The organism is Enemella dayhoffiae, from assembly GCF_002250625.1.
Taxonomy (GTDB): Bacteria; Actinomycetota; Actinomycetes; order Propionibacteriales; family Propionibacteriaceae; genus Enemella; species Enemella dayhoffiae.
This window is the reverse complement of sequence record NZ_NMVQ01000044.1, coordinates 113,987-139,881: the sequence shown is the minus strand read 5'-3', so window position 1 is coordinate 139,881 and position 25,895 is coordinate 113,987. Positions and strand designations below refer to the sequence as shown.

Below are 25,895 nucleotides of genomic sequence, written 5' to 3'. Positions count from 1 at the left end.
CAGCTCCTCAGACGCGCTTGGTGGTCGACTTGCGGGTGGTGGCCTTCTTCGCGGGGGCCGCCTCCTTCGCCGTGGTGGTCTTGCGCGTCGACGCGGCCGCCTTGGCCGGGGCCTTCCGGGCGGGGCTCGCCTTCTTGGCGGGGCTCACCTTCTTGGCCGGGCTGGCGTTGCGCGCTGCGGACTTCTTCGCCGCACCACCCTTGGCCTGCTTGACCAGCTTGTGGTCGGCGCCGATCTTCTCGGCCGCCTGCTTGGCACCGGCCAGCGCCACGTCCTGGCCCGCGGTGGCCGCCCTCATCACCTGCAGCCAATAGCCGTGCTGGATCGGATAGAGCCCCTCGTCCTCGTTCTTGATGCCGGAGGCGATCACCCCGTCCATGCCGAGCGAGTCGGCCACCGGGTCCGGCCCGTCCACCCAGTGCTCAGCCCCACGGCTCATGTCGTTCCACGGGGCGGCGGTGGCCTGGAAGGTGAACTGGCAGGAGCGGAACTCCTCCAGGTCGTCCGGGGTCGCCATGCCGGAGGCGTTGAAGAAGTCCTCATACTGGCGGATCCGGTGGGCGCGCGCCTCGGCGCTCTCCCCCTTGGGGGCGATGCAATAGATGGTGACCTCGGTCTTGTTCACCGAGATCGGGCGGAAGTGCCGGATCTGGGTGGAGAACTGGTCCATCACGTACACGTTCGGATAGAGCAGCAGGTTGCGAGACCCCTTGACCATGAACTCGCCCTTGGCCTCGCCGTACTTCTCCTTCAGTTGGTCCAGCCACGGCACGAGCGGCCGGCTCTCCCAGTTGCCGGCCCAGGTCCACAGGCACAGGTGGCCGTTCGGGAACGACCAGGTGCCGCCGCCCTGCTTGCCCCACTTGCCGGCGTCCACGGTCTTGGTGGTGTTCTTGGACTCACCGGTGGAGCGCCGGGAGGTGGTGGCCGCGTAGTTCCAGTGGGTGGCGGTGACGTGGTAGCCGTCCGCACCGTTCTCGGCCTGCACCTTCCAGTTGCCGTCGTAGGTGTAGGTGGACGAGCCGCGCAGCACCTCCAGCCCCTCGGGCGACTGATCGACCAGCATGTCGATCACCTTGGTCGCATCGCCCAGGTGCTCGGTCAGCGGGAGCACGTCCGGGTTCAGGCTGCCGAACAGGAATCCGCGGTAGGACTCGAATCGCGGGATCCGGGTCAGGTCGTGCGAACCGTCGGTGTTGAACTGCTCCGGATAGCCGGCGTCCTCGGGATCCTTCACCTTGAGCAGCTTGCCGTCGTTGCGGAAGGTCCAACCGTGGAACGGGCAGGTGATGGTCAGCCGGTTGTCGGTCTTGCGCCGGCAGAGCATCGCGCCGCGGTGCGCACAGGCGTTGATCAGCCCGTTCAGGGTGCCGTCCTTGGACCGGGTGATCATGATCGGCTGGCGGCCGATGTAGGTGGTGAAGTAGTCGCCCGGGTTGGGCAGTTGACTCTCGTGCGCGAGATAGATCCAGTTGCCCTCGAAGATGTGCTTCATCTCGAGCTCGAAGATCTCCTCGTCGGTGAAGATCGACCGGTTGGCGCGATAGAGACCCTTCTCGGGGTCCTCGATGACGGCTTGGTCGAGATCCAGGTGCATGGTCATGGTGCTGCAACCCCTCCAGTGGCGACGGTGGCACTGTGGTCGCACTTCGCGACCCACTGGAATCCAGTCTGGCCCGCGAACCCGATCGGCGCCTCAGTCTTTAGCCTAGGCTTTACCCAGGGTGCCTAGGTAGGTGACCGGTGTCACACCGGTCCGCGATACGGCCGCCCGTATCCCTTTACCGACTTGTCGGGACTCTCCTAGGGTGGCGTGCCGAGTAGGTCGAACATGCCACTCCCCCAGGGTGTGAATCGACGAGCACTCGGCGCCGCCGTCCTCGGGGCAGCGGCGCTGATCGTCAACGGACGCCCGGCCAGCGCCGACCCGACCGCAGGCCCGGCCAGTGGCACACCGACCAGGGCCCCGGCCACCCGACGCGCCATCCCCACCGCTACCGCCGAACGGCTCCCCCGCCGCTCCAGCCCGGCCTGGCACCTCGCCCGTCGCGCATCCCTCGCCCGACCGCCACCCTCACCGCGCAGATAGCCGGGCGTACGCCACGGCAGTGGCTGGAGGAGCAACTCAACCCGGCCGGCGTCGCTGACCCGCGCGTCGAGGCGATCATCGCGAAGTACTACCCGGTGGTGAACGCCGAGACCGGCGCCGAGGTGCGCACCTACACCGCCGACCGGCCGTGGGAGGCGGCCCCGGCACTGGTCCGCGCGATCGTGCTGCGGCAGGTCTTTGGCAACCGGCACCTGCTGGAGTCGATGACCGAGTTCTGGCCCGACCAGATCTTCGTCGGGGCCCAGGGCAAGTCGGAGTCCTACGTCGCCCACTTCAACCACACCGTACTGCGCCGCCACGCCCTCGGCCGCTTCGCCGACCTGCTGCTCGCGGCCCTGCGGCACCCGGCCCTGCTGGCCTATCTGGACAACGACGCGAACTCCCGGGACAACCCCAACGAGAACCTCGGTCGGGAGGTGCCTGAACTGCACACCGTCGGGGTCCCGGGGTGGTCGAGCACCGCCACCCCGCTCGGGGTGGCCCGGGCCCGCTGAACCCGGACGGCACAGCAGAAGGCGGGCACCCCCCCAGGGGATGCCCGCCTTCGGCGTACCGGAGTCCGAACCGGTCAGCGACCGGACCGGACCGCGCAGGTCACTTGAGGGTGACGGTGGCGCCGGCGGCCTCGAGCTGCTCCTTGGCCTTGGCGGCGTCGTCCTTCTTGGCCTTCTCCAGGACGGCCTTGGGGGCGGACTCCACCAGCTCCTTGGCCTCCTTCAGGCCGAGCGAGGTGAGGGCGCGCACCTCCTTGATGACCTGGATCTTCTTGTCGCCAGCGGCCTCGAGGATCACGTCGACCTCGTCCGACTCCTCGGCAGCGGCCTCGCCGCCACCCTCGCCGCCAGCGGCGGGGGCACCGGCGGCGGCCACGGCCACCGGAGCGGCGGCGGTGACGTCGAAGGTCTCCTCGAACAGCTTCACGAACTCGGAGAGCTCGATCAGGGTCATCTCCTTGAAGGCGTCAAGGAGCTCGTCGTTGCTGAGCTTCGCCATGATGGGCGTCCTTCCTTACTTGTCGTCAGCGGCGTCGGCCGCTGCGGTTTCGTTGTTGTCCGCAGCGGGCGCTGCTTCTTCGGTCTCGGGCTTCTGGTCGGCGACCGGGGCGCCAGCGCCACCGATCTTCGAGGGGTCCTCCTGGGCCGCGGCCTCCAGCGCACCCAGCACGCGGGCGAGCTTGGACGCGGGAGCGGCCAGGACGTAGGCGGCCTTGTTCAGGTTGGCCTTCATGCCACCGGCCAGCTTGGCCAGCAGCACCTCACGGGACTCGAGGTCGGCAAGCTTCTTGACCCCATCGGCGTCGAGGAGCCTGCCCTCCATCACGCCACCCTTGATGACCAGAAGCGGGTTGTCCTTGCTGAAGTTCTTCAGACCCTTCGCCACCGTGGCCACGTCACCGTTGATGAACGTGAGCGCGGTCGGTCCGACGAGCTGGTCGTCCAGCCCCTCGATCCCGGCCTCCTTGGCGGCGATCTGGGTCAGAGTGTTCTTCGTCACGGCATACGTGGCGTCCTGTCCAAGGCTGCGACGCAGCTCCTGCAGGGCGGCCACGGAAAGTCCGCGGTACTCGGTCAGCACGACGGCATCAGAGCTGGAGAACTTGTCCTTCAGCTCGGCCACCGCGGCTGCCTTGTCCGGCCTCGCCATGGTGCTCCTTCCCACTTCTCGCATCGTCTGCCACCCGGCGGGTGGCAACGCCTCCGACCGTCCGGGCAAAGAAAAACGCCCCGGTGCGCAGCTGGCACGGGGCGGAACGGATCATGGATCCGGACTGCTTCGCATCACCTGCGCGGGCCTTCCTGGCTGACCCTGATCTCGGATCAGGTTCGGCTTCGGAGACTTCGGACCGGGCGTACCCGGTCGACCAGCGGTCTTCGGCAGAGTCAAGCGTACGCCGACTCCCACTCGGCGTCCAAATTGCGCCGGACCCCTCTGCGGCGGCACACCCGCACCAGCGGCTCCTCACCCACCCGCCTCGCGGTCCCGGAATTTCATCGGGCATCCGAATGGTTCATCGGGCATCCCAAATTGTCATCGGGCGGCAGAAATTGTCACGCCATATCGGCCGCCCGATGACCAATTGCCCCGCCCGATGAACCGGTCGGATGCCCGATCACTTTTCGGGACCCCCAGCCGCGTGAGGGGCTCTGGTCGGCGCGGGCCCCGTTCGAACTGGCGGGCCACACAAGACGTTCCTGAGAAATCTCCCCTCTGACCTCAGCATGATCCGTGTCACATCCGTGATCCCCACCGGAACGCGTGTGACTAGGGGGAACGATCTCTGGGGGAAACACAGCCCGGACACAGGTTTATCTGAGAGCAACCTGAGGGTTGACCAAGAGCAACTCTCCGGGTTAGCGTTCCCGCGCCGGCCACGTGAACCGGCGGATCTGACCATCAAACAGAGGATTCCCCGACAATGCGCAAGATCTTCAAGACCTCCGCCGCTGTGGCCGCCAGTGTGGCCCTTGGCTCGAGCTTCGCCGTTGCCTCCATCGGCACCGCGGAGGCCGCCCCGTCCTGCGACACCGTCAGCCAGTGCGCGGCCGGCTCCACCCCGACCCTCAAGGTGGGCAAGCGCAGCGACGATGTGAAGCGCCTCCAGCGCAGCCTCACCAAGGCTGGCTACTCGGTGCCGGCGACCGGCTACTACGGCAGCATGACGCGCTCTGCGGTGAAGCGCTACCAGCGCGCCAACGACATCCCGACCACCGGCGTCACCGCGTCGATGACCTGGGGCTCGCTCCAGGCCAAGTCGGGCGGCAAGAAGACCGTCTCCGCCAACCGCCCGGCCGCTGCCGCCCCGCGGGCCGCGGTGAGCAGCACCGGCACCGGCAAGGCGGCTGCGGTCAACTTCGCGCTGGCCCAGGTGGGCAAGCCCTACGGTTATGGCGCCACCGGCCCCAGCTCCTATGACTGCTCCGGCCTGACCCAGGCGTCGCTGCGCGCCGCCGGTGTGAGCATCCCGCGCACCTCGCAGGCCCAGGCCGGCGGCGGTCAGCGGATCTCGCTCAGCCAGGCCCAGCCGGGTGACGTCGTCGTCTACTACTCCGGCGCCTCGCACGTCGGCCTCTACATCGGTGACGGCAAGATCGTGCACAGCTCGCGTCCGGGCAAGCCGGTCTCGGTGGTCTCCGCCACCTCGATGCCGGTCTCGGGCGTCGTGCGCTTCTGAGCCACCCGCACCAGCTGAACGCCCCCGCGACTTCGGTTGCGGGGGCGTTCTGCGTCCCGGCGCAGCGTGGAACCTTCCAGCCCTGCACCGGTGGCCAGGGGCCCGGCGTACGCCTAGCGTCGACACCGAATCGTCCCCCAGCCAGGAGCACTCCAATGATCACCCGTCGTATCGTCGCCGCCACCGCAGCGGTCGCCACCGGCCTCACCGCCCTCACCGGGATCGGAGTCGGCGTCGCCACCTCCACCGCCGCCCCCTCGTCCGCCAGCTGCACCGTCAGCGACACCCCCACCCTCAAACAGGGGTCCCAGGGCACGGCCGTCAAGACCCTTCAGTGCATCCTCAAGAATCAGGGTGCCCCGCTCGTCGGCACCGGCTATTTCGGGCCGAAGACGAAGGCCGCCGTGCTCGACTTCCAGCGCGCCAAGGGCCTCGAGGCCGACGCCATCGTCGGACCCAAGACCTGGGCCGCGTTGCAGGAGGCCAACGGCGGTGGCACCGCCACCCCGCCCCCGAGCAGCGGCAACGTCTCCGCGGCGCGGCAGCGTACGCTCGATCGCGCCAAGACCTGGCTCACCGCCTACAACGGCGGCCCGGTCCCCTACAGTCAGCAGAAGTACTTCCAGGGCTATCGCCAGGACTGCTCCGGGTACGCCTCAATGGCGCTCGAGTTCAAGGACTCCCCCTACACGGTGCTGCTCGCCAGCTCCACCTACTCCCGCAAGATCTCGATGGCCGAGCTGAAGCCGGGCGACCTGGTGATCGACATCAAGGGCGACAACAACACCCGCCACGTGGTCATCTTCGAGAAGTGGGACAACGCCCAGAAGACCTCCTACACCGCCTATGAGCAGACCGGCGACGGCGACCGGACCCGCCACCGCAGCCTGACCTACGGTCTGGGCAGCGGCTCGGAGTACGACGCCTATCGCCCCAAGAAGTACGGCGACTGATCCTCGGCCGCGTACGCCAAGAGGCCCGCCCCCCGATCGGGGTGCGGGCCTCTTGCGTTCAGCCTGGTGCGCTCAGCGGGGCGTACGCCTCACTCGCTGTCGGGCTTGGTGCGCGACGGGTCGACCGTCACGCCCGGGCCCATGGTGGAGCTGAAGGTGATCTTCTTGATGTAGCGGCCCTTGGCGCTGGACGGCTTGAGCCGCAGCACCTCCTCCAGCGCGGCGAAGTAGTTCTCCTGCAGCGCCGACTCGCTGAACGACGCCTTGCCGATCACGAAGTGCAGGTTCGCGTGCCGATCGACGCGGAACTCGATCTTGCCGCCCTTGATGTCGGTGACGGCCTTGGCGACGTCGGGGGTGACGGTGCCGGTCTTCGGGTTCGGCATCAGGCCACGCGGACCCAGCACCCGGCCCAGTCGGCCGACCTTGCCCATCATGTCCGGGGTGGCGACGACCGCGTCGAAGTCCAGATAGCCCTTCTGGACCTTCTCCACCAGCTCGTCGGCACCGACCTCGTCGGCGCCGGCGGCCTTGGCGGCCTCCGCCTTCTCACCGGTGGCAAAGACCAGGACCCGAGCGGTCTTGCCGGTGCCGTTGGGAAGGTTGACGGTGCCGCGGACCATCTGGTCCGCCTTGCGCGGATCGACGCCCAGGCGCATCGCCACGTCGACGGTCTCGTCGAACTTGGCCGACGCTCCGTCCTTGATCAGATCCACGGCCTCGGCCGGGGTGTAGAGCTTGTCCTCGGTCAGCTTCTCGGCGGCCGAGCGGTATGCCTTGCTGCGCTGCATTTCTGACTCCTGTTGTTCAGTTCGTGTGTGTCAGTCGTGGTGCGGGGTGCGCTCCCCTCCCACGGGTTGGGCGGATCAGCCCTCGACGGTGACGCCCATCGAGCGGGCGGTACCCTCGACGATCTTCATCGCGCCGTCGATGTCGTTGGCGTTCAGGTCGGGGAGCTTGGTCTCGGCGATCTCCTTGACCTGGTCCTTGGTGATCTTGCCGACCTTGGTGGTCAGCGGGTTGGCGGCACCGGACTTGATTCCGGCGGCCTTCTTGATCAGCTCGGCGGCTGGCGGGGTCTTGGTCACGAACGAGAACGTGCGGTCCTCGTAGATGGTGATCTCGACCGGGATCACGTTGCCGCGCATGGCTTCGGTGGCAGCGTTGTACTGCTTGCAGAAGTCCATGATGTTGACACCGTGCGGACCGAGCGCGGTACCGACCGGCGGGGCCGGGGTGGCCGCACCGGCGTTCAGCGCGACCTTGACGAGCGCCGCTACTTTCTTCTTGGGAGGCATGTTTCGGGTCCTTGCGTATCTGTATTCGTGTGTCCCGGCCGGACGGGCATGATCCGGCCCGGGTCAGGGCGTACCGGATGGACGCCCAAGTTCCTATTCTCCGCCGGGACTCCCCCGGCGGCCAAATCAGACCTTTTCGACCTGCGAGAAGGTCAGATCCACCGGGGTCTCGCGACCCATGAAGTCCACCAGCGCCTTGAGCCGCTGGTTCTTCGCGTGGATCTCAGTGATCGAGGCGTGCACGCCGGCGAACGGGCCATCGGTGACCATCACCGAATCGCCCACCGCGAAGTCGGCCACCTCGATCTTCTTCTGCGCCCGCTTCGGCTGGCCGGTGACGCTGGCGTTGGCCGCCGCGATCACCGACGGGGCGAGCATCTTCTCCACCTCGTCCAGACCCAGCGGCACCGGGGAGGTGGCGTGGCCGACGAAGCCGGTCACCGACGGGGTGTGCCGCACGGTCGCCCAGGACTCGTCGGTCAGGTCCATGCACACCAGCACATAGCCGGGCAGCACGGTCCGGGTGACGGTCTTCCTGTTGCCGTTGCGGATCTCGGTGACCTCTTCGGTGGGCACCTTCACCTCGAAGATGAAGTCCTCCATGTTCAGCGAGGTCACCCGAGACTCGAGGTTCTGCTTCACCCGCTTCTCCATACCGGAATAGGTGTGCACGACATACCAGTCGCCGGGCTTGGCCCGCAGGTCGGCGCGCAACTCCTCGAGCGCCTTCTCGACCACCGCGTCGGCGTCGGCGTCCTCATCGTCTGAGTCGGAATCGTCGGAATCCTGCTCGGACTCGTCGTCGGTGCCGACGGCGTCCAGGTCGAGGTCCAACTCGTCATCGGAGGAGTCACCGGACCCCTCGGAGTCGTCGCCGAAGTCGAGGTTGATCTCGAAGTCGTCGTCCTCACTCGTGGTGGACTGGGGGCCGAGGTCGATCTCGACATCGTCGGCACTGGTGTCGTCATCGGTCAGCGACAGCTCGACGTCCTGCTCGTTGTCCTTCTCCGGGACGTCCTGCTCGTTGTTCACGGGGTTTTCCTCCACTGTGTGTGTCTCAGCCGGGTCGTGTCTCAGCCGAATGCCTTGAGGACCAGCCAGCCGAAGCCGAGGTCCAGCAGCGAGACGAAGGCGATGATGAACAGGACGAACACCAGCACGACCACGAAGTACTGCTGTACCTGGGTCCCGGTCGGCCAGACGACCTTGCGCAGCTCGGTCGTGGACTCGCGGACGAACGCCGCCGGGGTGGTCCGCTCGGTGCCTGCTGCTCGTTCCCGCTCGGCGCTGCGGCGGGTACGAGTGGCCCGGTCCTTGCGGGCCACCTCCTTACTGCTCCCGGTCTCGGCCGCACCGGACTCGGCATCCTCGGCGGCCTCGTCCCGCTCGGCGACGGGGGCCTTCGCGGCGCCACCGGACGCGCTGCGGCGTACCGGACGGGTCGAGCGGGGCCGCCGCTGGGCCACCGAACCGGGATCCGCGGTGGACTCCTCCGCCGCCTCGTCGGTCGCCCGGTCGAGCTTGGCCTCATTGATGTCGGGGGTGTCGGGATCGTCGACGTATTCGTCGTCGGGGGTGTCCTCGGGGTCGACGATCTCGGAGTCGCCGCTCAGCTCGGCCGGGGCCTCCTCGACAGGCTGGCGCTGATCCGTGGGGTCGTTCGCGGCAGGGGTCGACTCAACCGACTCGTCAGCCGAATCGGGCTTCTTGTCGTCTGCCACTGTCTGGATCCTTCGCGTTGCCTCGGGGTTGCCCGGCCGCCACGCTCCAGGGAGCGAACGCGGGCCCGGTCGTCTCGCACGGCAAGAGGGACTTGAACCCCCAACCTTCGGTTTTGGAGACCGATGCTCTGCCAATTGAGCTATTGCCGTCCGGTGGCTCCGTTCCCGGGCACGCCCGAGTCTGGTGCTGCCACCAAGAAGTTGAGCATACGTGCTTTCGGAAAAAACGTCGAACCGGATACGGACCGGATACGTGGTAGAAAGAGTTGCGGATCCGAACCTCGAGCGAAGGGGTGGCGTGAGCGGGAATTGGGCCTCCGTGCCCGGCCAGACGAGCCCCCCGGAAACCCTGGCGGGCTTCTCCGGCTGGCAGGAGATCGGTCGTGGCGGCGACGCCACGGTGTACCGCGCCGTCCAGGACGCCCTCGACCGCGACGTCGCCATCAAGGTGTTGATGGTCGACGACGAGGAATCGATCCGTCGCTTCACCCGCGAGGTCCAACTGATGGTCTCGCTCGGCCGGCAGCACCCCAATATCGCGAAGGTGCTCCAGATCGGCACCTCCAGCCGGGGCCGGCCATGCATCGTGATGGACTACTACGAGCTCGGTTCGCTGGACCAGCGACTCGCAGCCTACGGACAGCTCACGGCCGACGAGGTGGTCAACGTCGGCACCGTGGTCGCCGATGCGCTCTCCTTCGCCCACGGCAAGGGCGTGCTGCACCGCGACGTGAAGCCGCAGAACATCCTGATCCTACCGACCAGCTATGTGCTCGCCGACTTCGGCATCGCCCGACTGATCGACTCGGCGCACACCTCCAGCTCGGACCGCTTCTCCTATCGCCACGCCTCCCCACAGGTGCTGGACGGGTACGCCCCCTCGGAGTCGGACGACATCTTCTCCCTGGGCGCCACCCTGTTCCACCTGCTCGACGGGAAACCGCCGTTCACCCGGACCGACGGGGAGCCCGATTCGGCGCTCGCCTACATCAAACGGGTACGCCTGGAGGCGCCGCGTCCGCTGCTGCGCCCGGACCTGCCGCCGATGCTGCACGCGATCATCGGCCGGGCCCTGCGCAAGGACCCGGCCGAGCGGTTCGGCTCTGCCGGTGAGTTGCGCGACGCCCTGGCGATGGTGCGCACCGAGACGAGGAACTGGTCCACCGGTGACCCGCACCCGAGCCCGACCGTGGCCCCCGCGCCGACCACGGTGGTCGCCCCGCACGGGTGGACCGGGGCGCCCGGGCAGCTGTCGAACACCGCCGACCTGACCTCGCTGCGCTTCCGGGAGATCGACCCCGGGACCGGGCTGCCCGGTCCGGCCTCGGCGTACACCCCCGCCTCGGCGTACACGCCCGCCGCGGTCTCGGCGTACTCACCCGCCTCGGCCGCCGAACCGGAGCCGCCGCGGAAGAAACCGCCGCTGCTGGCGATCACCCTCGGTGGGGTGGCGCTCGGGGTGCTGCTGGTCGTGGTCCTGACCCTGCTCAACCGGCCACAGAGTGGTGCTGAGGAGGTGACCTCCCCGGTACCGTCGGCCGCGCCCAGCGCGACACCGAGCCAGAACAGCGCGATGGACCCCAACCTGGCCCCCCGCAATCTGGACGTGAAGGTGGAGGGGAAGAACGCCACCGCCACCTGGGAGAAGGGGGTGGACGCGCCCACCGGCTGGAAGTGGAAGGTGGCCGGCAGCAAGGAGCAACTCGACTCGTTCAACGAGGACGAACCGGCCAGCCGCCGCCAGGTCACCGCCCCGATCGACCCGAACTGGCGCCAGGTGTGCTTCCTCGTCGGCGGGGTCAAGGACGGCCGGGTCGGCGCCGACTGGGTCTGCAAGGAAATCCCCCGCTGACCGCGCTCACCGGTGGCTGAGCCTGTCGAAGCCACCCACTCCTCACCCAGCCCGACGCCGTCCCCGCCGGCCAACGGGCTGGAACCACACCGCGGGGCTGATCCCCCAGAGCAGCCGACGCCACCAGCTCGTCTGCCGCCGCAGCGCGCGATCGGCGGTCCGGGCCTGCGGCCAGACCTCCGCCCCCTCCCCCCGCGGCGCGAAGCTGTCGGCCTCCGCGGCGCGCGCCACGGCATCGGCCTCCGGTACGCCGGTGTCGGCGGCCAGGGCGGCGGCCGGCCGGGTCGGGTCCATCCGCCGCCCGGACAGCCGGAACGAGTCCCGCAGCAGCAACCAGGCCCCGACCGCTCCTCCACGCTGCTGGCGGCGCCGGCGTACCACCCGGGCGAGCGCCAACCCCAACCCGGTCAGCAGCACGCCACCACCGATGCCGGCGGGCAGCAGCCACCACAGGTCCTCCTGACGGCCGGGCGGTGGGTCCTGCTCATCGGTCGGGTTGGGCGTCGGTACGGGCGGGGGCGGCGCCGGCCTGCTCTGCCGACCCTCGACGGGCGGCTGCAGCGAGGTGAGGTCAGGGGTCGGGTTGAACGGCACCCAGCCGTAGTCCACGAAATAGACCTCCGGCCAGGCCAGCGCGTCCCGGCCGCGGACCACGTTCACCTGCGGATCGCTGGCCAGCGGCGAGCCGGCACCGAAACCGACCACGACCCGGGTCGGGATGCCCAGAGATCGGGCGAGCACCGCGAAGGAGCTCGCGAACTGCTCGGAGGTCCCCACCCGTCCGCCGCGTTCCTCGGGGGCGAACAGGAAGGTGCTCAGCCGGGGCAGCGAGGAGCCGCCAGGGGCGGTGGGTACGAACTTCCGCTCCGACTTCAGCGCCCGTTCCAACGCCTGAGTCTGCTCGAGGAAGGTGACCGAGTCCTTGGTGATCTCCTTGGCGTACGCCTCGAACTCCGGTGGGGCGGCGGGCAGGTTGGTGTAACGCTCCGCCTCGCCGACGTTGGCTCCGGCCAGCTCGGCCATCCGGGGGGCGTCCACGCTGCCGGTGACCGTGTAACTCACCACTCCCCCGTTCGGTGGCTGGGGGCTGATCACCGAACCGGTGTCGACGTCGATCCGCGCCTCCGGCACGCTGATCCGGCTCGGCACCCCGGGTGCCGGCAGCCAGCGGCTGGTGGTCTTCATGGTGACGGTGGTGGTGAGCTCCTTGCGGTAGCGCCCGGCCGGGAGCAGTGGGGTCCTGATGTCCCCGAAGTCGGAATACTCGCTGGTGGTGGTGAAGGTGACCCCGTCGTAGTCGGGCAGCACCACCAGGTGCAGCGGATAGGTGTCGCCGCTGCGGCGCAGGATCTCCTCATCGGGGTGCTCGGCCCAGTAGCCCATCATCGGCAGCGGGTTCGGCTCCGAGGTCCGCTCGGCCGGCCGGGGCACCGACTCCCGCGGCTGGTACGGCGTACCGACGAAGACGAACCCGACCGCCAGGGCGACCAACCCGAGGAGTGCGGCGAGCCAGACACCGACCGGCAGACCGGGGCGACGGCGACCCGACCAGCCACTCCAGTAGGCGAGCACCACCGTCACCAGACCGAAGCTGACCAGCCCGAGCCGGTCCGAGCCGCCCGCGGTCAGCAGGTCGGCCAGCACCAGCAGCCCCAGCCCGGCGAGCAGCGGTGGCAGGAAGAAGGTCCGCCAGGTCAGCAGACCGCCGAGCAGGCCGCCGATCAGCCAGACCGCGGCCAGCCCGGGCAGCAGCAGCGGCAACGTGACCGGCGCCGGAAAGGGGGACGTGAGCAGGGTCGGGACCAGCCTGCTCAGCGCGTCCAGCGGGGCGAGCCCCTGTTGCCGGCCGACCAGCACCATCCCGATCGCCGGGACCAGCGCCAGCACCAGCAGCCGGAGCGCGAAGAACACCTTCGCGCGCGCCATTCCGTACGCCGCAGCGGCGCCGGCGAGCCCGGCCAGCAGCAGCAGCGGCCAGGCCGCCCAGTTTTGCCAGGCGGTGCTCAACGCCGCGGTACCGAGGCCGAGCACCAGGACGCTGACCACCCAGCGGGCGACCGGTCCAGCGCCGGTCAGCCCGCCGGAACCGGCTGCGGCAACACTGCTCATCCGACCACCCGATCCCACAGTCGCGCCAGGTCGAGCGAGCGGGGCGCCCGGAGCACGCGCACGCCGCCGGCACCCGCCGCGGTGGAGATCTGCTCACCGCCCGAGTTGTCGAGCACCAGCACCACCCCGGTGGCGCCGCGGGCGGCGATCGAGGCGAGCACGTCGACCCGCGCCTCGGCGCCGCTGACCACCGCGACCGAGTCGAGCGCCCGGGCCGGCAGCCGCATCCCGCGGGTGGGGTCCTCGTTGGGATCGCCACCGGGCTGCACCTCGGCCAGCGCGGCGTACACCCGCTGGGCGTCGACCTCGGCGGCGCCGATCCGTTCGCTGACCGCGACGTCGACGGCCCCGGAGAGGGTGACCAGGTGCACCGGGTGGTTGTGCTGGATCGCGGCCCGGCACAACGCGAACGCCACCTCGACGGCGTCCTCGAAGTCGGTCTCGGCCTGCCCGTGGTCGCTGTAGTGGGGTCCGGTGTCGTCCAGCACCACGGTCAGGTGCGGGGTGGACGGGTCGGCGTCGTCGCGCACCATCAGGATCCCGGTTCGCGCCGAGGTCGCCCAGTGCAACCGCCGCAGGTCGTCTCCGGGGACGTATTCGTGCAGCCCGACCAGGTCGGTGCCGCCGTGCTCGACCGACTCGTCGGCACCCACCGCGGAGCGCCGACGACCGCGGGCCATCTCACGGATCGGGATGCTGCGGGGCAGCACCCGGACGTGGTCGACCTCGCCCTGCGGTCGCGAGGTCAGGGTGAGCCCGAACACCCCGACCCGGTGCATGGTCAGCGGTCCAACCTGGAGCAGGCCGCGGCGCGGAGTGGGCACGCGATAGTCCAGTTCGCCGGCGTCCAGGTCGACCTGCAGCTCCTGGCGCCGCTCGTCGGGTCCGTGGCTGGGTCCGACGCTGTCGGTCAGGGTGGTCCGGGCCAGTCCCGGCGTACGCCCGGTCACCGTCAGTCGTGCGGTGCACAGCCCGTGCCGCTCCACCACCGGCGGGGTGACCTCGCGGCGTACCCGGATCCGGAACGGCCAGGCGACCGCGACCAGATCGAGCAGCAGTGCCAGCCCGAGCGCGGCGGCCACCCCGATCAGCGTCGAATAGCGCCAGAGGAGCCCGGCGCCGAGCAGGACCAGAGCCACCAGCAGCAGGGCCAGGCCGCGGGTGCTGAGCAGCCAGAACGCGCGCCGGACCGGGCGGGCCTGCTGGCGCGGGCGTGGGGTGGCGCGGCTGGCGGGTGGCGGGACCGCCGAGGCGGAGGTAGGTACGCCCACCACCGGGTGCTCGGTGGTGAGGTCGGCCGAGGCCGCCGAAGCCGGACGGCCCCCCACGGGCGCAGGACGGCTCACCCGGCTCAGCGGGCCTCGGGCTGGGGCACCTCGACCCGGGCGATCAGGTCCTCGACCACCGAGGACCCGCTCTCCCCGGCCAGATCCGCCTCGCGGGTCAGGATGACGCGGTGGGCCAGCACCGGTGCGGCCAGGACCTGGACATCGGTCGGGATGACGAAGTTGCGGCCCTGGGCGGCGGCGTACACCTGGCAGCAGCGCACCAGCGCCCGCAGCCCGCGGGTGGAGGCGCCGAGTCGCAGCCGCTGGTCGTTGCGCGCGGTCTCGCCGAGCCGGCGTACGTAGGCGAGGATCGGGTCGGCGATGTGGATCGCGGTCAGCGACTGGGAGATCCGGGCGACGTCGGCCGGGCTGGTGACGGGTTCGATGGCGTCGGTACGCCCGGCCCGCGAGCCGGGCCGCAGGATGTCCATCTCGTGTCCGGCCGACGGATAGCCGATGGCGATCCGGATCAGGAACCGGTCCAGCTGCGCCTCGGGCAGCCGATAGGTGCCGTCGAGGTCGATCGGGTTCTGGGTGGCGACGACCAGCATCGGGTCTGGTACGCGATGCGAGATGCCGTCGACGGTGACCGTCCGCTCCTCCATCACCTCGAGCAGCGCGGACTGGGTCTTGGCGGCGGCGCGGTTGATCTCGTCGGCCAGCAGCACGTTGGTGAACACCGGCCCGGGCCGGAACCGGACCTGACCGTCACCCGGGTTGAACACCGAGGTGCCGGTGACATCAGCGGGCAGCAGGTCCGGGGTGAACTGGACCCGCCGCGAGTCTCCGCCGAGAGCCCGGGCCAGGGCGCGGGCGAGGGTGGTCTTCCCGGTGCCGGGCACGTCCTCCAGCAGCACGTGGCCGCCAGCGAACAGGGCCACCAGGACCAGGTCGATCACCTCACGCTTGCCGTGCAGCACCGATTCGACGGCGTCGCCGAGGTGGCGGTGCAGACCGCGGAAGTCGCCGATCACCTGATCGGGCACCGGCTGGTTGAGCTGGTCAGTGGTCACATCGCTCCTCAGGCTCGATCGGCTGCCGGGCCCCACGCTAGCGGGGCCCGGGGCCGTTCGGTCCACGGACCGCTCAGGTCCCCTTGGCGTACGCCTGGGCGACGCCGGACGCGCCCGCCGAGTTGATCGCGCGTACGCCGACCTTCACCGGCTTGCCCGCCGAGGAGGCGCCGCACGAGACGGTGCCGGAGGTGCCGGTGATCACTTTGGAGCCGACATCGTTGCAATAGATCTCATACTTGGTCGCGCCGGCCACCTTGTTGAACGACACCGTCGCCGAGGTGCCGCTGTGCGTACCGCTCAGGCCGGTGGGCTGTGCCGGCGGCTTGGCCGGTGCCTGGGTGGTGGTCGGCGGCTTGGTCGTCGGGTTCTGGGTCGCCTGCTGACGCGGGACCGTCACGCTCGTCGACTTCGACGAGCTGCCCGCGGTCACGGTGACCTGATAGGAGCCCGGGCTGAACCCGGTCAGCGTGGCCGAGCGTTGGCCGCCCGCCACCGTCTGCGACTTGCCGCCCACGGTGACCTTGAAGCTCGTGCCGGAACCGGTCCAGCTCACGGTCACAGAGCCGTTGGCGGCCCCCTTGGCGGACACCGAGTTGACCGAGGCGGTCGGCGTCGGCGGCTGGCTCTTGGTCGCCTTGGTGGTCGGGTTGGTCGGCTTGGTCGGCTCCGGCGGGTTGGTAAGCGTCAGCGTCTTGGTCGGCGTCGGCCTGACCGTGGTCGGGGCTGCGCTGGTCGGCCGCGTGGTCGTCGGCCTCACCGTCGTCGGCTTCACCGTGGTAGGAGAGCTGGCGCTCGGCGTACGCGAGGTTGTCGGCTCAACCGTGGTCGGAGCGCTGGCGCCCGGCGTACGCGTGGTCGTCGGACCGCCGCTTCCGGTCGCGCTCGGTCTCGGTGTCCCGGTGCTCGTGGCCGTCGCGGTGCTCGTGCTCGACGAGGTGGCCGTGGCGGTCGACCCCGGCTCGGGGGTGCCGCTGGCGCTGGCCCGCGGCGTTCCGTGGTTCCCGTTGCCGTTCCCGTTCCCGTTGCCGGGTTCGGCCGGCTCGCCCGGGGTCTCGGTCGGGACGGGTACGGGGGATTTGCTGGGCGCAGGTTCCTCCGTCGGCAGCGGGACCTCGACCTGGCCGCCCCTGCCGTTGCCGTTGCCGTTGCCGTTGCCGTTGCCTTGCTCGAAGTCGGCGGGATCGGTGCCACCGGAGTTGCCGTTGCCGTTGCCGCGGTTTCCGTTGCCTTTGCCCTGGTTGCCGTTTCCGTTGGCCGGGCTGCGGTTCTCGTTCGCGGTCTCCTGGCGCTCGGAGCGGATCTCGTCGGCGCCGGGGACCTCGACCCCCACCCCCAACGACGACCCACGACCCCGACCACCCGAAACAACCTCATCCCGAGAACCAAACTGATCCAACGAAGTGTTCACACTCCCACCAGACCCAGAACCCCGAACCGGCTCACCCCGCAAATCCTGCCGCGCCGACTCCCGACCCACCACAGCACCCACACCATCACCAGGCGCCACATCCAAACCCTGCACACCCCGCGAACGCCGATCAAACTTCGTCTCGTTACCACCCCGATCAACCTCAATACCCTCATCCGCACCCGACACGTTCAACACCAACCGACCCTCATCAGCCACCGGCTCCGCATCACGCACCCCAGGCGTCCGAATATCAGGCCCCGCCGGCGCACCAGAACGAGTCAACCGAATCACCTTCGACGACCCCTGACACACCACATACACCACATCGTTGAACGCCACCGGATCAACCGGACGATCACACCCCATCCCCGCCGTCGGGAACTGCTTCAACACCCCACCATCCAGCAACACCACCGCCGACTGATCCGTCAACGCCGCCGGCACCAGATCCGAAGGACCCAACACCGACGTCGGATCAGCACCAATCAACCGATTGTCCTGCTCCTCCACATCACGACCCGTCCCCACCTGAGCCAACAAACCCACCCGAGGATCAAACAACGTCGCACCCCGCACATGCGGCGCCAACACCGCACCCCCCGACACCGGATGCACCAACCGACGCTCCACCAACCTCACAAAACCAGCCGACGCCTCATCCCACCGCAACCCCAACAACGCACCCGACGAAGTAGCCACCCACACCGTGCCATCCTCATCAGCCACCCCCGACACCAACTCACCATCCACCCGGAACGGCGACCCCACATCCACCCCACGCACCGGATCAACCCGAGACACCAAACCACGACTCGAATCAACCACCACCATCAAACCCCGAGCCATCACCACCCGAGACCGCTCACCACCCGCACGCCGCCCCACCCCAGACGACGCCAAATCAACCGAAACCACCTCACCAGTACGCCCATTACGCACCGCAACCCCACCAGAAGCCTGCGACACCTCCAACGGATCACCCGCAGCCCCCACCCGCACAGACCGCTCCACCCGACGCGTCGACGGGTTGTACTGCAACACCTCACCCGACGCCGAATCCCCCAACCACGTCACACCATCCGACACACCCAACGCAGTCGAAGCCACCCCCGACCCCAACATCACACCCACAACACCCAACGCCACCGCAGACACCACCGACGCATTCGCCACAGCACGACCACGCGGCAACCGCCGCACCAGACCAGACAGCTGAGTTTTCAAGCGCATGATCTCCCCGGGTTACGTCTCGGATTCGTCGAACTCTTACTTCCCCATGGTCGCGGACACCGGGGTCAGGCGCCAACCCTGGGGCCCACATCGCGGGCGGCGCGGGGGCGGAAGTTTCCCTTTTTTCGCCGGTCGCTCACCGGCCCGTACCGCCCGAACGAGTCCCGCGCGGGGCGTACCCGAAACGGTCAGTTGTTGACGTGGCGCTGCACGATGCCGGAGGAGTGCTCCGAGTTGTACGCCTTCGCCCCTTCTTTCGGGGTGGGCCCATCATCACAAACCGGCCGGGTCAAACTCCACCCGGAGGAGGTCGATGCGGGCGGATCAATCCGGTCTGCGGGCCCGGGCGTACACCTCGGCGAGGTCCTCGGCCGTGACCAGCCGGACCTCGGCGGCCCGGCGGCCGATGGCGAAGCGTACGTTCTGCACCCGCTTGGTGCCGGGTCCCGAGAACGGGTCGTCGCGAGGGCCGAAGGCGATCCGGGAGATGATCCGGATCGCGTCGTCCACCCGCTGCGGCCGGTCCAGGTTCCAGGCGTACCCGTGCCAGCCGAGCACCCGCTCGTAGATCTCGCGGTTCGACGGGGGGCGCGGATAGGAGTCGTCGCCGACCAGCCAGGGCTCGGCCAGTGCGAGCGCGACGAACCACTCCTTGGTGCCCTTGCCCAGGTTTGGCGCCGGCGCGGTCATGTCGACGTCGTCCTCGTGCTGCGGTGTGTAGCTCGAGGTCGCCGAGGCCGAGGAGACGTTCAGCGCCAGGGTCAGGTCGTCGAACTGGTTGGCCTGCAGCCCCTGGCGGCCGCGCAGCACGGTGACGGTGTTCTCGCCCTCGTCGAGCAGCGCGGTCATCCCCTTGACCAGGGTGACCCGCCGTGCCCCTCCCGGAGCCTCGAACAGGCTGGACAGCTGTGCCTCGGTGCTGCCGTGCCAGCGCAGCCGGACGATGTCGTCACCGACCACCAGCTCACCGAGGATGCGCGAGGTGTGCGCGGTCGACTGCGGCAGGGCCAGGGTGGTCATCTGCAGGGTGGCGTCGCCCTCCTCCTCCGGCAGGTTGGCGTGCGGCGCGCGGCCGAACACCAGGGACTCGTGCGAGCCGAGCACCACCGCCGGCATCCCGGCCATTCTGACCTCGACTCGAAGCACCCTCAGTCCTTTCGCCTGTCCCGCGCGCGGGCTCGTGGGCCCCCGGTGACGGTCAGGCTATCGGCCGGGCGGGGTCACACACCCCTGTCCCGGTCGGCTCGGGATCCCTAGAATCCCGTCATGTCGAACATCGCGCACTGGCTCGCCGACCGCGCCGCCGGCGACCCCGAGCTCCCCGCCGTCAAGCAGGGTGACACTGTGCTCACCTTCGCCGCCCTCAACGATGCCAGTGCCCGGGCCGCGGCCCGACTCGCCGAACTCGGCATCGGCCCCGGCGACCGGGTGGCGCTGACCATGCCCAACGTCGCCTACTTCCCGGTCGTGTACTACGGGATCCTGCGGCTGGGGGCGGTGGTGGTGCCGCTCAACCCGCTGCTCAAGGCGCGGGAGGTGGCGTACGCCTGGCGCGACGCCCAGGCGACCGCGGCGGTGGTCTTCGCGATGTTCGCCGAGGAGGCGCGGGCGGCTGCCGAGGAGACGGGTACGCCGGTGTGGGTGGTCGCCCCGGGCGAGTTCGAGCAGGAGCTGGCCGGGCTCACCCCGCGGACCGAGGTGGCCGAGCGGGACGGCTCCGACACCGCGGTGATCTTCTACACCTCCGGCACCACCGGCCGGCCCAAGGGCGCCGAGCTGAGCCACAGCAACATCGGCACCAACGTACGCAGCACGATCGACACCCTGTTCGACATCGTGCCCGGTGACGTGATCTTCGGCGGGCTGCCGCTGTTCCACTCCTTCGGGCAGACCTGTGCGATGAACGCCGGCGTCGCCGGCGGCGCCTGCCTGAACCTGCTGCCCCGCTTCGACGGGGCCGAGGCGCTGCGGATGATCGCTGCGGACAAGGTAACCCTGTTCATGGGCGTGCCGACGATGTATATGGCGCTGCTCGCCGAGGCGGCCAAGGGGGAGCACGACACCTCGACCCTACGGCTGGGCGCCTCGGGTGGGGCTTCCCTGCCGGTGGAGGTGCTGAACGGGGTGCAGACCGCGTTCGGGTTCAAGCTGCTCGAGGGGTATGGGCTGTCGGAGACCTCACCGGTCGCCTCCTTCAACCACCCGGACCGCCCGGCCAAGGCGGGTTCGATCGGTACGCCGATCCGCGGCGTCGAGCTGAAGCTGGTGAACGCCGATGGCAACGAGGTGCACGAGCCGCACAGCGTGGGCGAGATCTGGATCCGCGGCGAGAACGTGATGAAGGGCTACTGGAACAACCCCGAGGCCACCGCCGAGGCGGTCGACGCCGACGGCTGGTTCCGCACCGGCGACCTGGCCACCCGCGACGACGACGGGTTCTATTTCATCGTCGACCGCAAGAAGGACATGATCATCCGCAACGGTTTCAACGTCTACCCGCGTGAGATCGAGGAAGTGCTCTACACCCACCCGGCCGTCGCCGAGGCCGCGGTGCTGGGCGTACCCGATGACCGGGTGGGTGAGGAGATCGCGGCCGTGGTCACCCTGAAGGAGGGCGCCAGCGCCACCGAGCAGGAGTTGATCGACTTCTGCTCCGGCCAGCTGGCGGCGTACAAGTATCCGCGCAAGGTGAAGTTCGGCGTCCTACCCAAGGGCCCCACCGGCAAGATCCTCAAGCGAGCCATCGAACTCTGAGCCTCCGCCCCAACATGATCATGACCGGATCGGGGTCGTTTTCGCGCAGTGCGAAAACGACCCCGATCCGGTCATGATCATTGCGCAGGCCCTGTTTTCCACAGGTCAGCTGCCGGCCCACGTTGTCCACAGGTGCCGGGTCCGATGGGCACGATCCGGGCTCGCACCGCCACCGTGCTGGCATGGATGTCCATCAACTGCTCGCCGCAAATCACGGTGTGCTCTCTGCGGCCCAGCTGCGACGCGTCGGCGTGGATCATCGCGAGACCCAGGATCTGGTCCGCCGCGGGGTGCTCAGCCGGGTTCGCCGCGGCTGGTATCGAGGTGGCTCCTACGTTTCCGACCCGGTGCTCCGCGCTGTCCGGGCAGGTGGTGCACTGACCTGCCTGCCGGCTCTGAAACTGGCCGGCTTGTGGACCCCGACCCACCACCAGGTGCACGTCCGGCGCCCCGAGGCGCTCACCGGCCCGCTGCCGAAGGGTGTCGTCGATTGTCGCCCGAGCGGACGCCGGCCACCGGTGCATCGGGCCGTGGACCCGATAGGGATGTCGTTGCTGTGCGCCGGCCGCTGCCGTTCCACCCATGAGTTCGTGGTGCTGCTCGACTCGGCGCTGGACAAGAAGAAGCTGACCCGCACCGAGCTCGAGCACCTTCTCGCGGACGAGCCGCGAGCGATCCGCCGAGCCCTGCAGCATGTTGACCGGGCCGAGTCGGGCACCGAGACCCTGGTCCGGTTGCGGCTGCGGTCCCGCGGGATCAAGCTGCGCCCACAGGCGGTGATCCCGGGCATCGGCAGGGTCGACCTGCTCGTCGGCGAGCGGCTGGTGATCGAGGTGGACAGCTATGAGCACCACTCCCAGGGAGCGGGCTATGAGGAGGACCGTCCTCGGGATCAGCAACTGCTGGCGCTGGGCTATCTGGTGATCCGGGTGAGCTATCTGCAGGTGCTGTTCCGTTGGGCGGAGGCAGAGGCTTCGATCCTGACCATCCTCCGCCGTGGCGACCATTACTGGCCCCGGCGCCGGCGACGATCATGACCGGATCGGGGTCGTTTTCGCCCAGTGAGAGAACGACCCCGATCCGGTCATGATCGTTCCAACACCCCGCTCACACGTGCGGGTACGGCCGCTCCTTCAGCTCGAGCAGGGCCATCGACCAGGGGTCCATCCGCAGGTTGAACCCGTCCTCGGTCCGGGTGAGGTCGAGCCCGCCGCGGGAGAACAGGAAGTCGGAGTCGTCCTCGAGCGGCACGTTGGCGTCGTCGTCACCGAAGTTGACCACGATGGTGAGCCGCTCACCCCGCGCCACCAGGAACCACCGGTCCTCGGCGTCGTGCTCGACCGAGGTCCACTCGAACCGCGGATCGGTGATGTCGGGGTGGGTACGCCGCAGCCGGATCAGCTCGCGGTAGGTGGCGAACAGCTCCGCGTGCTCCGCCTCGCCGAGCTCCGACCAGTCGAGGATGCTGCCGGTGAACGTGGCCTCGTCCTGCGGGTCGGGCACCTCGACGTCGCCCCACTCCATCTTGGCGAACTCCTCGAGCCGCCCCTTGGACACGGCCTCCCCCAACTCGGGTTCGGGATGCGAGGTGAAGAACGCCCACGGCGTCCCCGCTCCCCACTCCTCACCCATGAAGATCATCGGCGTACCGGGGCCGAGCAGGATCAGCGCCGCCGCCAGCACCAGCTGGTCGCTGGTCAGCGTCTTCGACAGCCGCCGCCCGTCGGCCCGGTTGCCGATCTGGTCGTGGTTGTCCGAGCAGACCACCAGCCGCCAGGTCGGCGTACGCGAGGTGTCCATCGGCCGCCCGTGCCGCCGCCCGCGGAAGGTGGACACCGTGCCATCGTGGAAGAAGCCGGTCTGGAACACCTTGGCGAGCGCCTCCAGCGAGGCGAAGTCGGCATAGTAACCCGACGAGTCGCCGGTCAGGTTCGCCAGGAGCGCGTGGTGGAAATCGTCGCTCCACTGCGCCGCCAACCCATAACCGCCCGCCTCCCGCGGGGTGATCATCCGCGGGTCGTTCAGGTCCGACTCGGCGATCAGCGACAACGGCCGCCCGACGAACGCGCTGAGCGCGTCCACCTCGGTGGACAGCTCCTCCAGCAGATGCACCGCGCGGTGGTCCAGCAGCGCGTGCACCGCGTCCAGCCGCAGCCCGTCGACGTGCAGGTCGCGTAGCCACATCAGCGCGTTCTCGACGATGTAGCGGCGTACCTCGTCGGACTCCTCCCCGTCGAGGTTGATCGCCGCTCCCCACGGGCTCTGCACCGCGTCGTTCAGGTAGGGCCCGAAGCTCGGCAGATAGTTCCCCGACGGCCCGAGGTGGTTGTAGACGACGTCCTGGATCACCCCCAGCCCGCGCTGGTGGCAGGCGTCCACAAACCGTTGGTACGCCGCAGGGCCCCCGTAGGCGTGGTGCACCGCATACCAGTCGACCCCGTCGTAACCCCAGCCGTGCTCGCCGTTGAACTCGTTGACCGGCATCAGCTCGACGAAGTCGACGCCGAGCTCGACCAGGTGGTCCAGCCGCTCGATCGCCGAGTCGAGGGTGCCGCCGCGGCCGTCCGGACCGGCGGTGAACGTGCCGACGTGCAGTTCATAGATCACCCCGCCGGCGAGCTGGCGCCCGGTCCACGCCTGGTCGCCCCACTGGTGGTCGGCCAGGTCATAGGTGCGCGACAGCCCGTGCGGGCCGTCGGGCTGCCAGCGGGTGCGCGGGTCGGGCAGCGGGGTGTCGCCGTCGTCGACCAGATAGCCGTAGTCGTTGCCGCTGCGGAAATACTCGTCCGGCAGATATTCGCTCGGCCGCCACCAGGCGTCCGGCCCCTTGGCCATCTCGTGGGCGGTGCCGTTGACCTGCAGGGTCATCCGCTGCACGGTCGGACCCCACACCTTGAAGCTGACGGAAGTGCTCATGGAATTCTCCTTGGGTGGTGGGATTTCAGAGCTGGCAGCCGACCAGGACCGGTTCGGGGACGAGGGTGACACCGAAGCGTTCGCGTACGCCGGCCTGGATCGTCCGGGCCAGTGCGAGCACGTCGCCGGCACGCGCCCGGCCACGGTTGGTGAGCGCCAGGGTGTGCTTGGTGGACAGGGTCGCCGCCCCGGTACCGACCTCGGCGCCGAAGCCGCGGCCGAAACCGGCGTGGTCGATCAGCCAGGCGGCCGAGGACTTGACCAGTCCGTCGCCGGCCGGGAACCGCGGCGCATCCTCGGGCAGCCCCGCCGCCTCGGCCGCGCCCAGGATCGGGTTGGTGAAGAACGAGCCGGCGCTCCAGGTGTCGTGATCGGCGGGGTCGAGCACCATCCCTTTGCCCCGGCGCAGCCCTAGCACGGTTTCCCGGGCGTGCGCGGCCGGCACCCGCTGGCCGGCCTCCACCCCGAGCCGACGCGCCAGCTCGGCGTACCGGATCGGCGCCGACAGCTCACCCAGCTCGAACTGGAACGCCACCGACAGCACCACCCAACGGCCGGGCTCGGCCTTGAACCGCGAGTCGCGATACCCGAACCCGCAGTCGGCGGCGGCGAAGGTGTGCAGTTCGCCGCGCTGCCGGTCCCAGGTGCGGACCCGGGCGATCGTCTGCGCGACCTCCTGGCCGTACGCCCCGACGTTCTGGATCGGCGTCGCGCCGACCAGCCCGGGGATCCCGGACAGGCACTCGACGCCCACCCACCCCTCGGCGACGGCGCGGGCGACGATGTCGTCCCAGTTCTCCCCGGCGGCCGCGGTGACGAAGGCGCCGGAACAGGACTGGGTGTCGACGTGTACGCCGCGGCCGGCGATTCGGATCACGGTCCCGTCGAAACCCTCATCGGCGACCAGCAGGTTGGAGCCGCCGCCGACCAGCAGCACCGGCTCCCCGCGCTCGTCGGCCGCGCGCACGGCCGCGACGAGTTCGTCCTCGGTGGTCGCGTTGACCAGCCGCCGCGCCGGTCCGCCGACCCGCAGCGTGGTCAGCTCCGCCAACCGCACCCCCACGTTCCCTGAGCGCATATCCGCCCCCACGTTCCCTGAGCGAGCGGAGCGAGTCGAAGCGTCACCCACGGCGTACCTCGGCCCGGCCCTTGCCGACCGTCGTCTCGCCACAGCTCGCCGTCACCGTCACCGTGTCGACCTCGTCCCCTTCGGCGACCGAACCGGTGAACACCACCTCCGCACCCTCGGCGTCATCGGGCACCGGTACCGGCCTGGAGAACCGGAACTGGCACGACACCACGCGCGCGGGGTCACCGCACCAGGCGGTGACCACGCGCATCGCCAGCCCCATGGTCAGCATCCCGTGCGCGACCACCGAATCAAGGCCCAGCGCGTGAGCGTGATGTTCGGAATAGTGGATCGGGTTGAAGTCACCGGACGCCCCGGCGTACCGAACCAGCTGCTCACGCCTCAGGCATACCCGCAGTTCGGGCAGCTCAGTCATCGCCCTCCCCTTCCCCGGCAGCGGACTCCCTGGTGTGGAACAGGCTCGCGGTGACCGTGCCCAACTCCTCACCGGACACGCTCGCCAGCGCGGACTCGACGGTGATCATGTCGACCTGCCCCCGGTTCCGGACCGAGCTGATCCGGGTCGTCGCCACCACCTTGTCACCGGCGCGCAGCGGACGGGTCTGGCTGAACCGCTGCTCGGTGTGCATGGTCCGGCGCAGGCTGAGCCCGAGCTCGGCGTCGTCGAAGATCGCCTGCCAGCCGGCGAGCAGCACCGCGAAGGTGGGTGGGGCGATCGGAGTGCGGCCGTCGGTCGAGGCGTACGCCGGGTTGTCGTCGCCCAGCGCGCGGGCGAATTCGGCGATCTTGCCGGCAGTGACCTGATAGGGGGCCGAGGGCGGATAGCTCCGGCCCACGTGCTCGCTGGAGATCGGCATGGTGGTCAACCTATCGAACGTGTGCCCGGCCCACCGAAACAGCGACGCCGCCCACCCGCAGGTGGACGGCGTCGACCG

At 69.4% G+C, this 25,895-nt stretch carries 22 protein-coding genes and 1 tRNA gene; 6 read left to right on the top strand and 17 right to left on the bottom strand.

Going from position 1 to position 25,895, the window contains the following annotated elements:
• Window positions 1-7: 7 nt before the first annotated feature.
• Window positions 8-1,603, bottom strand: a complete 1,596-nt coding sequence (gene benA / locus CGZ93_RS15705; RefSeq protein WP_094365088.1) for a benzoate 1,2-dioxygenase large subunit — start codon at window positions 1,601-1,603, stop codon at window positions 8-10.
• 428 nt (window positions 1,604-2,031) lie between these two features.
• On the opposite strand from benA, the gene CGZ93_RS15700 reads away from it, so the two are divergent.
• Window positions 2,032-2,604 carry a DUF1800 family protein gene (locus tag CGZ93_RS15700; protein ID WP_094365087.1) on the top strand — a complete coding sequence of 191 codons (573 nt, stop codon included), beginning with the start codon at window positions 2,032-2,034 and terminating at the stop codon, window positions 2,602-2,604.
• 100 nt (window positions 2,605-2,704) lie between these two features.
• Here CGZ93_RS15700 and rplL read toward each other — a convergent pair whose 3' ends face one another.
• Both rplL and rplJ read right to left on the bottom strand, forming a co-directional pair.
• Window positions 2,705-3,103 carry a 50S ribosomal protein L7/L12 gene (gene rplL, locus CGZ93_RS15695; protein ID WP_094365086.1) on the bottom strand — a complete coding sequence of 133 codons (399 nt, stop codon included), beginning with the start codon at window positions 3,101-3,103 and terminating at the stop codon, window positions 2,705-2,707.
• Window positions 3,104-3,118: 15 nt separating this feature from the next.
• The gene (rplJ, locus tag CGZ93_RS15690) at window positions 3,119-3,754 is read right to left on the bottom strand and encodes a 50S ribosomal protein L10 (RefSeq protein ID WP_094365085.1); all 636 of its coding nucleotides are present in this window, start codon (window positions 3,752-3,754) and stop codon (window positions 3,119-3,121) included.
• Window positions 3,755-4,526: 772 nt separating this feature from the next.
• Here rplJ and CGZ93_RS19075 point away from each other — a divergent pair.
• Window positions 4,527-5,282: a C40 family peptidase gene (locus CGZ93_RS19075; RefSeq protein ID WP_176451805.1), complete on the top strand. Its 756-nt coding sequence runs from the start codon at window positions 4,527-4,529 to the stop codon at window positions 5,280-5,282.
• A 155-nt stretch (window positions 5,283-5,437) separates the two neighbouring features.
• Window positions 5,438-6,235, top strand: coding sequence for a peptidoglycan-binding domain-containing protein (locus CGZ93_RS15680; RefSeq protein ID WP_094365084.1), 798 nt, complete (start codon window positions 5,438-5,440; stop codon window positions 6,233-6,235).
• Between the two features lie 89 nt (window positions 6,236-6,324).
• Here the strand turns inward: CGZ93_RS15680 and rplA are convergent, their stop codons facing one another.
• From rplA to CGZ93_RS15655, 5 genes are all read right to left on the bottom strand, one after another.
• Window positions 6,325-7,026 (bottom strand): 50S ribosomal protein L1, encoded by a 702-nt coding sequence (rplA, locus tag CGZ93_RS15675; protein WP_094365083.1) that lies wholly within the window; start codon window positions 7,024-7,026, stop codon window positions 6,325-6,327.
• A 75-nt stretch (window positions 7,027-7,101) separates the two neighbouring features.
• Window positions 7,102-7,533 (bottom strand): 50S ribosomal protein L11, encoded by a 432-nt coding sequence (gene rplK, locus CGZ93_RS15670; protein ID WP_094365082.1) that lies wholly within the window; start codon window positions 7,531-7,533, stop codon window positions 7,102-7,104.
• A 126-nt stretch (window positions 7,534-7,659) separates the two neighbouring features.
• The gene (gene nusG / locus CGZ93_RS15665) at window positions 7,660-8,565 is read right to left on the bottom strand and encodes a transcription termination/antitermination protein NusG (protein WP_094365081.1); all 906 of its coding nucleotides are present in this window, start codon (window positions 8,563-8,565) and stop codon (window positions 7,660-7,662) included.
• Window positions 8,566-8,606: 41 nt separating this feature from the next.
• On the bottom strand, window positions 8,607-9,254 hold the full coding sequence (gene secE, locus CGZ93_RS15660) for a preprotein translocase subunit SecE (RefSeq protein WP_141211249.1): 648 nt from the start codon (window positions 9,252-9,254) through the stop codon (window positions 8,607-8,609).
• Window positions 9,255-9,331: 77 nt separating this feature from the next.
• Window positions 9,332-9,404: transfer RNA gene (locus tag CGZ93_RS15655), tRNA-Trp, on the bottom strand.
• A 148-nt stretch (window positions 9,405-9,552) separates the two neighbouring features.
• Between CGZ93_RS15655 and CGZ93_RS15650 the strand changes: the two genes are divergently transcribed.
• Window positions 9,553-11,106 carry a serine/threonine-protein kinase gene (locus CGZ93_RS15650; protein WP_176451804.1) on the top strand — a complete coding sequence of 518 codons (1,554 nt, stop codon included), beginning with the start codon at window positions 9,553-9,555 and terminating at the stop codon, window positions 11,104-11,106.
• A gap of 42 nt (window positions 11,107-11,148) precedes the next feature.
• Here the strand turns inward: CGZ93_RS15650 and CGZ93_RS15645 are convergent, their stop codons facing one another.
• The 5 genes from CGZ93_RS15645 to CGZ93_RS15620 all read right to left on the bottom strand — a co-directional run bounded on the left by CGZ93_RS15645 (window position 11,149) and on the right by CGZ93_RS15620 (window position 19,316).
• On the bottom strand, window positions 11,149-13,215 hold the full coding sequence (locus CGZ93_RS15645; protein WP_094365078.1) for a transglutaminase-like domain-containing protein: 2,067 nt from the start codon (window positions 13,213-13,215) through the stop codon (window positions 11,149-11,151).
• Entirely contained in the window at window positions 13,212-14,543 is a 1,332-nt protein-coding gene (locus CGZ93_RS15640) for a DUF58 domain-containing protein (protein WP_094365077.1), read from the bottom strand. The genes CGZ93_RS15645 and CGZ93_RS15640 overlap by 4 nt, the downstream gene beginning before the upstream one ends.
• A 23-nt stretch (window positions 14,544-14,566) precedes the next feature.
• Window positions 14,567-15,556: an AAA family ATPase gene (locus CGZ93_RS15635; RefSeq protein WP_229117510.1), complete on the bottom strand. Its 990-nt coding sequence runs from the start codon at window positions 15,554-15,556 to the stop codon at window positions 14,567-14,569.
• 73 nt (window positions 15,557-15,629) lie between these two features.
• Window positions 15,630-16,889, bottom strand: coding sequence for a hypothetical protein (locus CGZ93_RS19070; RefSeq protein ID WP_176451803.1), 1,260 nt, complete (start codon window positions 16,887-16,889; stop codon window positions 15,630-15,632).
• 1,635 nt (window positions 16,890-18,524) lie between these two features.
• Entirely contained in the window at window positions 18,525-19,316 is a 792-nt protein-coding gene (locus tag CGZ93_RS15620) for a hypothetical protein (RefSeq protein WP_229117509.1), read from the bottom strand.
• Window positions 19,317-19,466: 150 nt separating this feature from the next.
• On the opposite strand from CGZ93_RS15620, the gene CGZ93_RS15615 reads away from it, so the two are divergent.
• Both CGZ93_RS15615 and CGZ93_RS15610 read left to right on the top strand, forming a co-directional pair.
• Window positions 19,467-20,954, top strand: a complete 1,488-nt coding sequence (locus CGZ93_RS15615; RefSeq protein ID WP_094365073.1) for a long-chain-fatty-acid--CoA ligase — start codon at window positions 19,467-19,469, stop codon at window positions 20,952-20,954.
• 182 nt (window positions 20,955-21,136) lie between these two features.
• Window positions 21,137-21,991, top strand: coding sequence for a type IV toxin-antitoxin system AbiEi family antitoxin domain-containing protein (locus tag CGZ93_RS15610; RefSeq protein WP_094365072.1), 855 nt, complete (start codon window positions 21,137-21,139; stop codon window positions 21,989-21,991).
• 70 nt (window positions 21,992-22,061) lie between these two features.
• Here CGZ93_RS15610 and treZ read toward each other — a convergent pair whose 3' ends face one another.
• The 4 genes from treZ to CGZ93_RS15590 are packed head-to-tail and all read right to left on the bottom strand — an operon-like array spanning window position 22,062 to window position 25,817.
• Window positions 22,062-23,870 carry a malto-oligosyltrehalose trehalohydrolase gene (gene treZ / locus CGZ93_RS15605; protein WP_094365071.1) on the bottom strand — a complete coding sequence of 603 codons (1,809 nt, stop codon included), beginning with the start codon at window positions 23,868-23,870 and terminating at the stop codon, window positions 22,062-22,064.
• 25 nt (window positions 23,871-23,895) lie between these two features.
• Window positions 23,896-24,948 (bottom strand): UDP-N-acetylmuramate dehydrogenase, encoded by a 1,053-nt coding sequence (locus tag CGZ93_RS15600; protein WP_094365070.1) that lies wholly within the window; start codon window positions 24,946-24,948, stop codon window positions 23,896-23,898.
• Between the two features lie 43 nt (window positions 24,949-24,991).
• Window positions 24,992-25,375, bottom strand: coding sequence for a MaoC/PaaZ C-terminal domain-containing protein (locus CGZ93_RS15595; RefSeq protein WP_094365069.1), 384 nt, complete (start codon window positions 25,373-25,375; stop codon window positions 24,992-24,994).
• Window positions 25,368-25,817 carry an FAS1-like dehydratase domain-containing protein gene (locus tag CGZ93_RS15590; protein ID WP_094365068.1) on the bottom strand — a complete coding sequence of 150 codons (450 nt, stop codon included), beginning with the start codon at window positions 25,815-25,817 and terminating at the stop codon, window positions 25,368-25,370. The genes CGZ93_RS15595 and CGZ93_RS15590 overlap by 8 nt, the downstream gene beginning before the upstream one ends.
• Window positions 25,818-25,895: the final 78 nt, after the last annotated feature.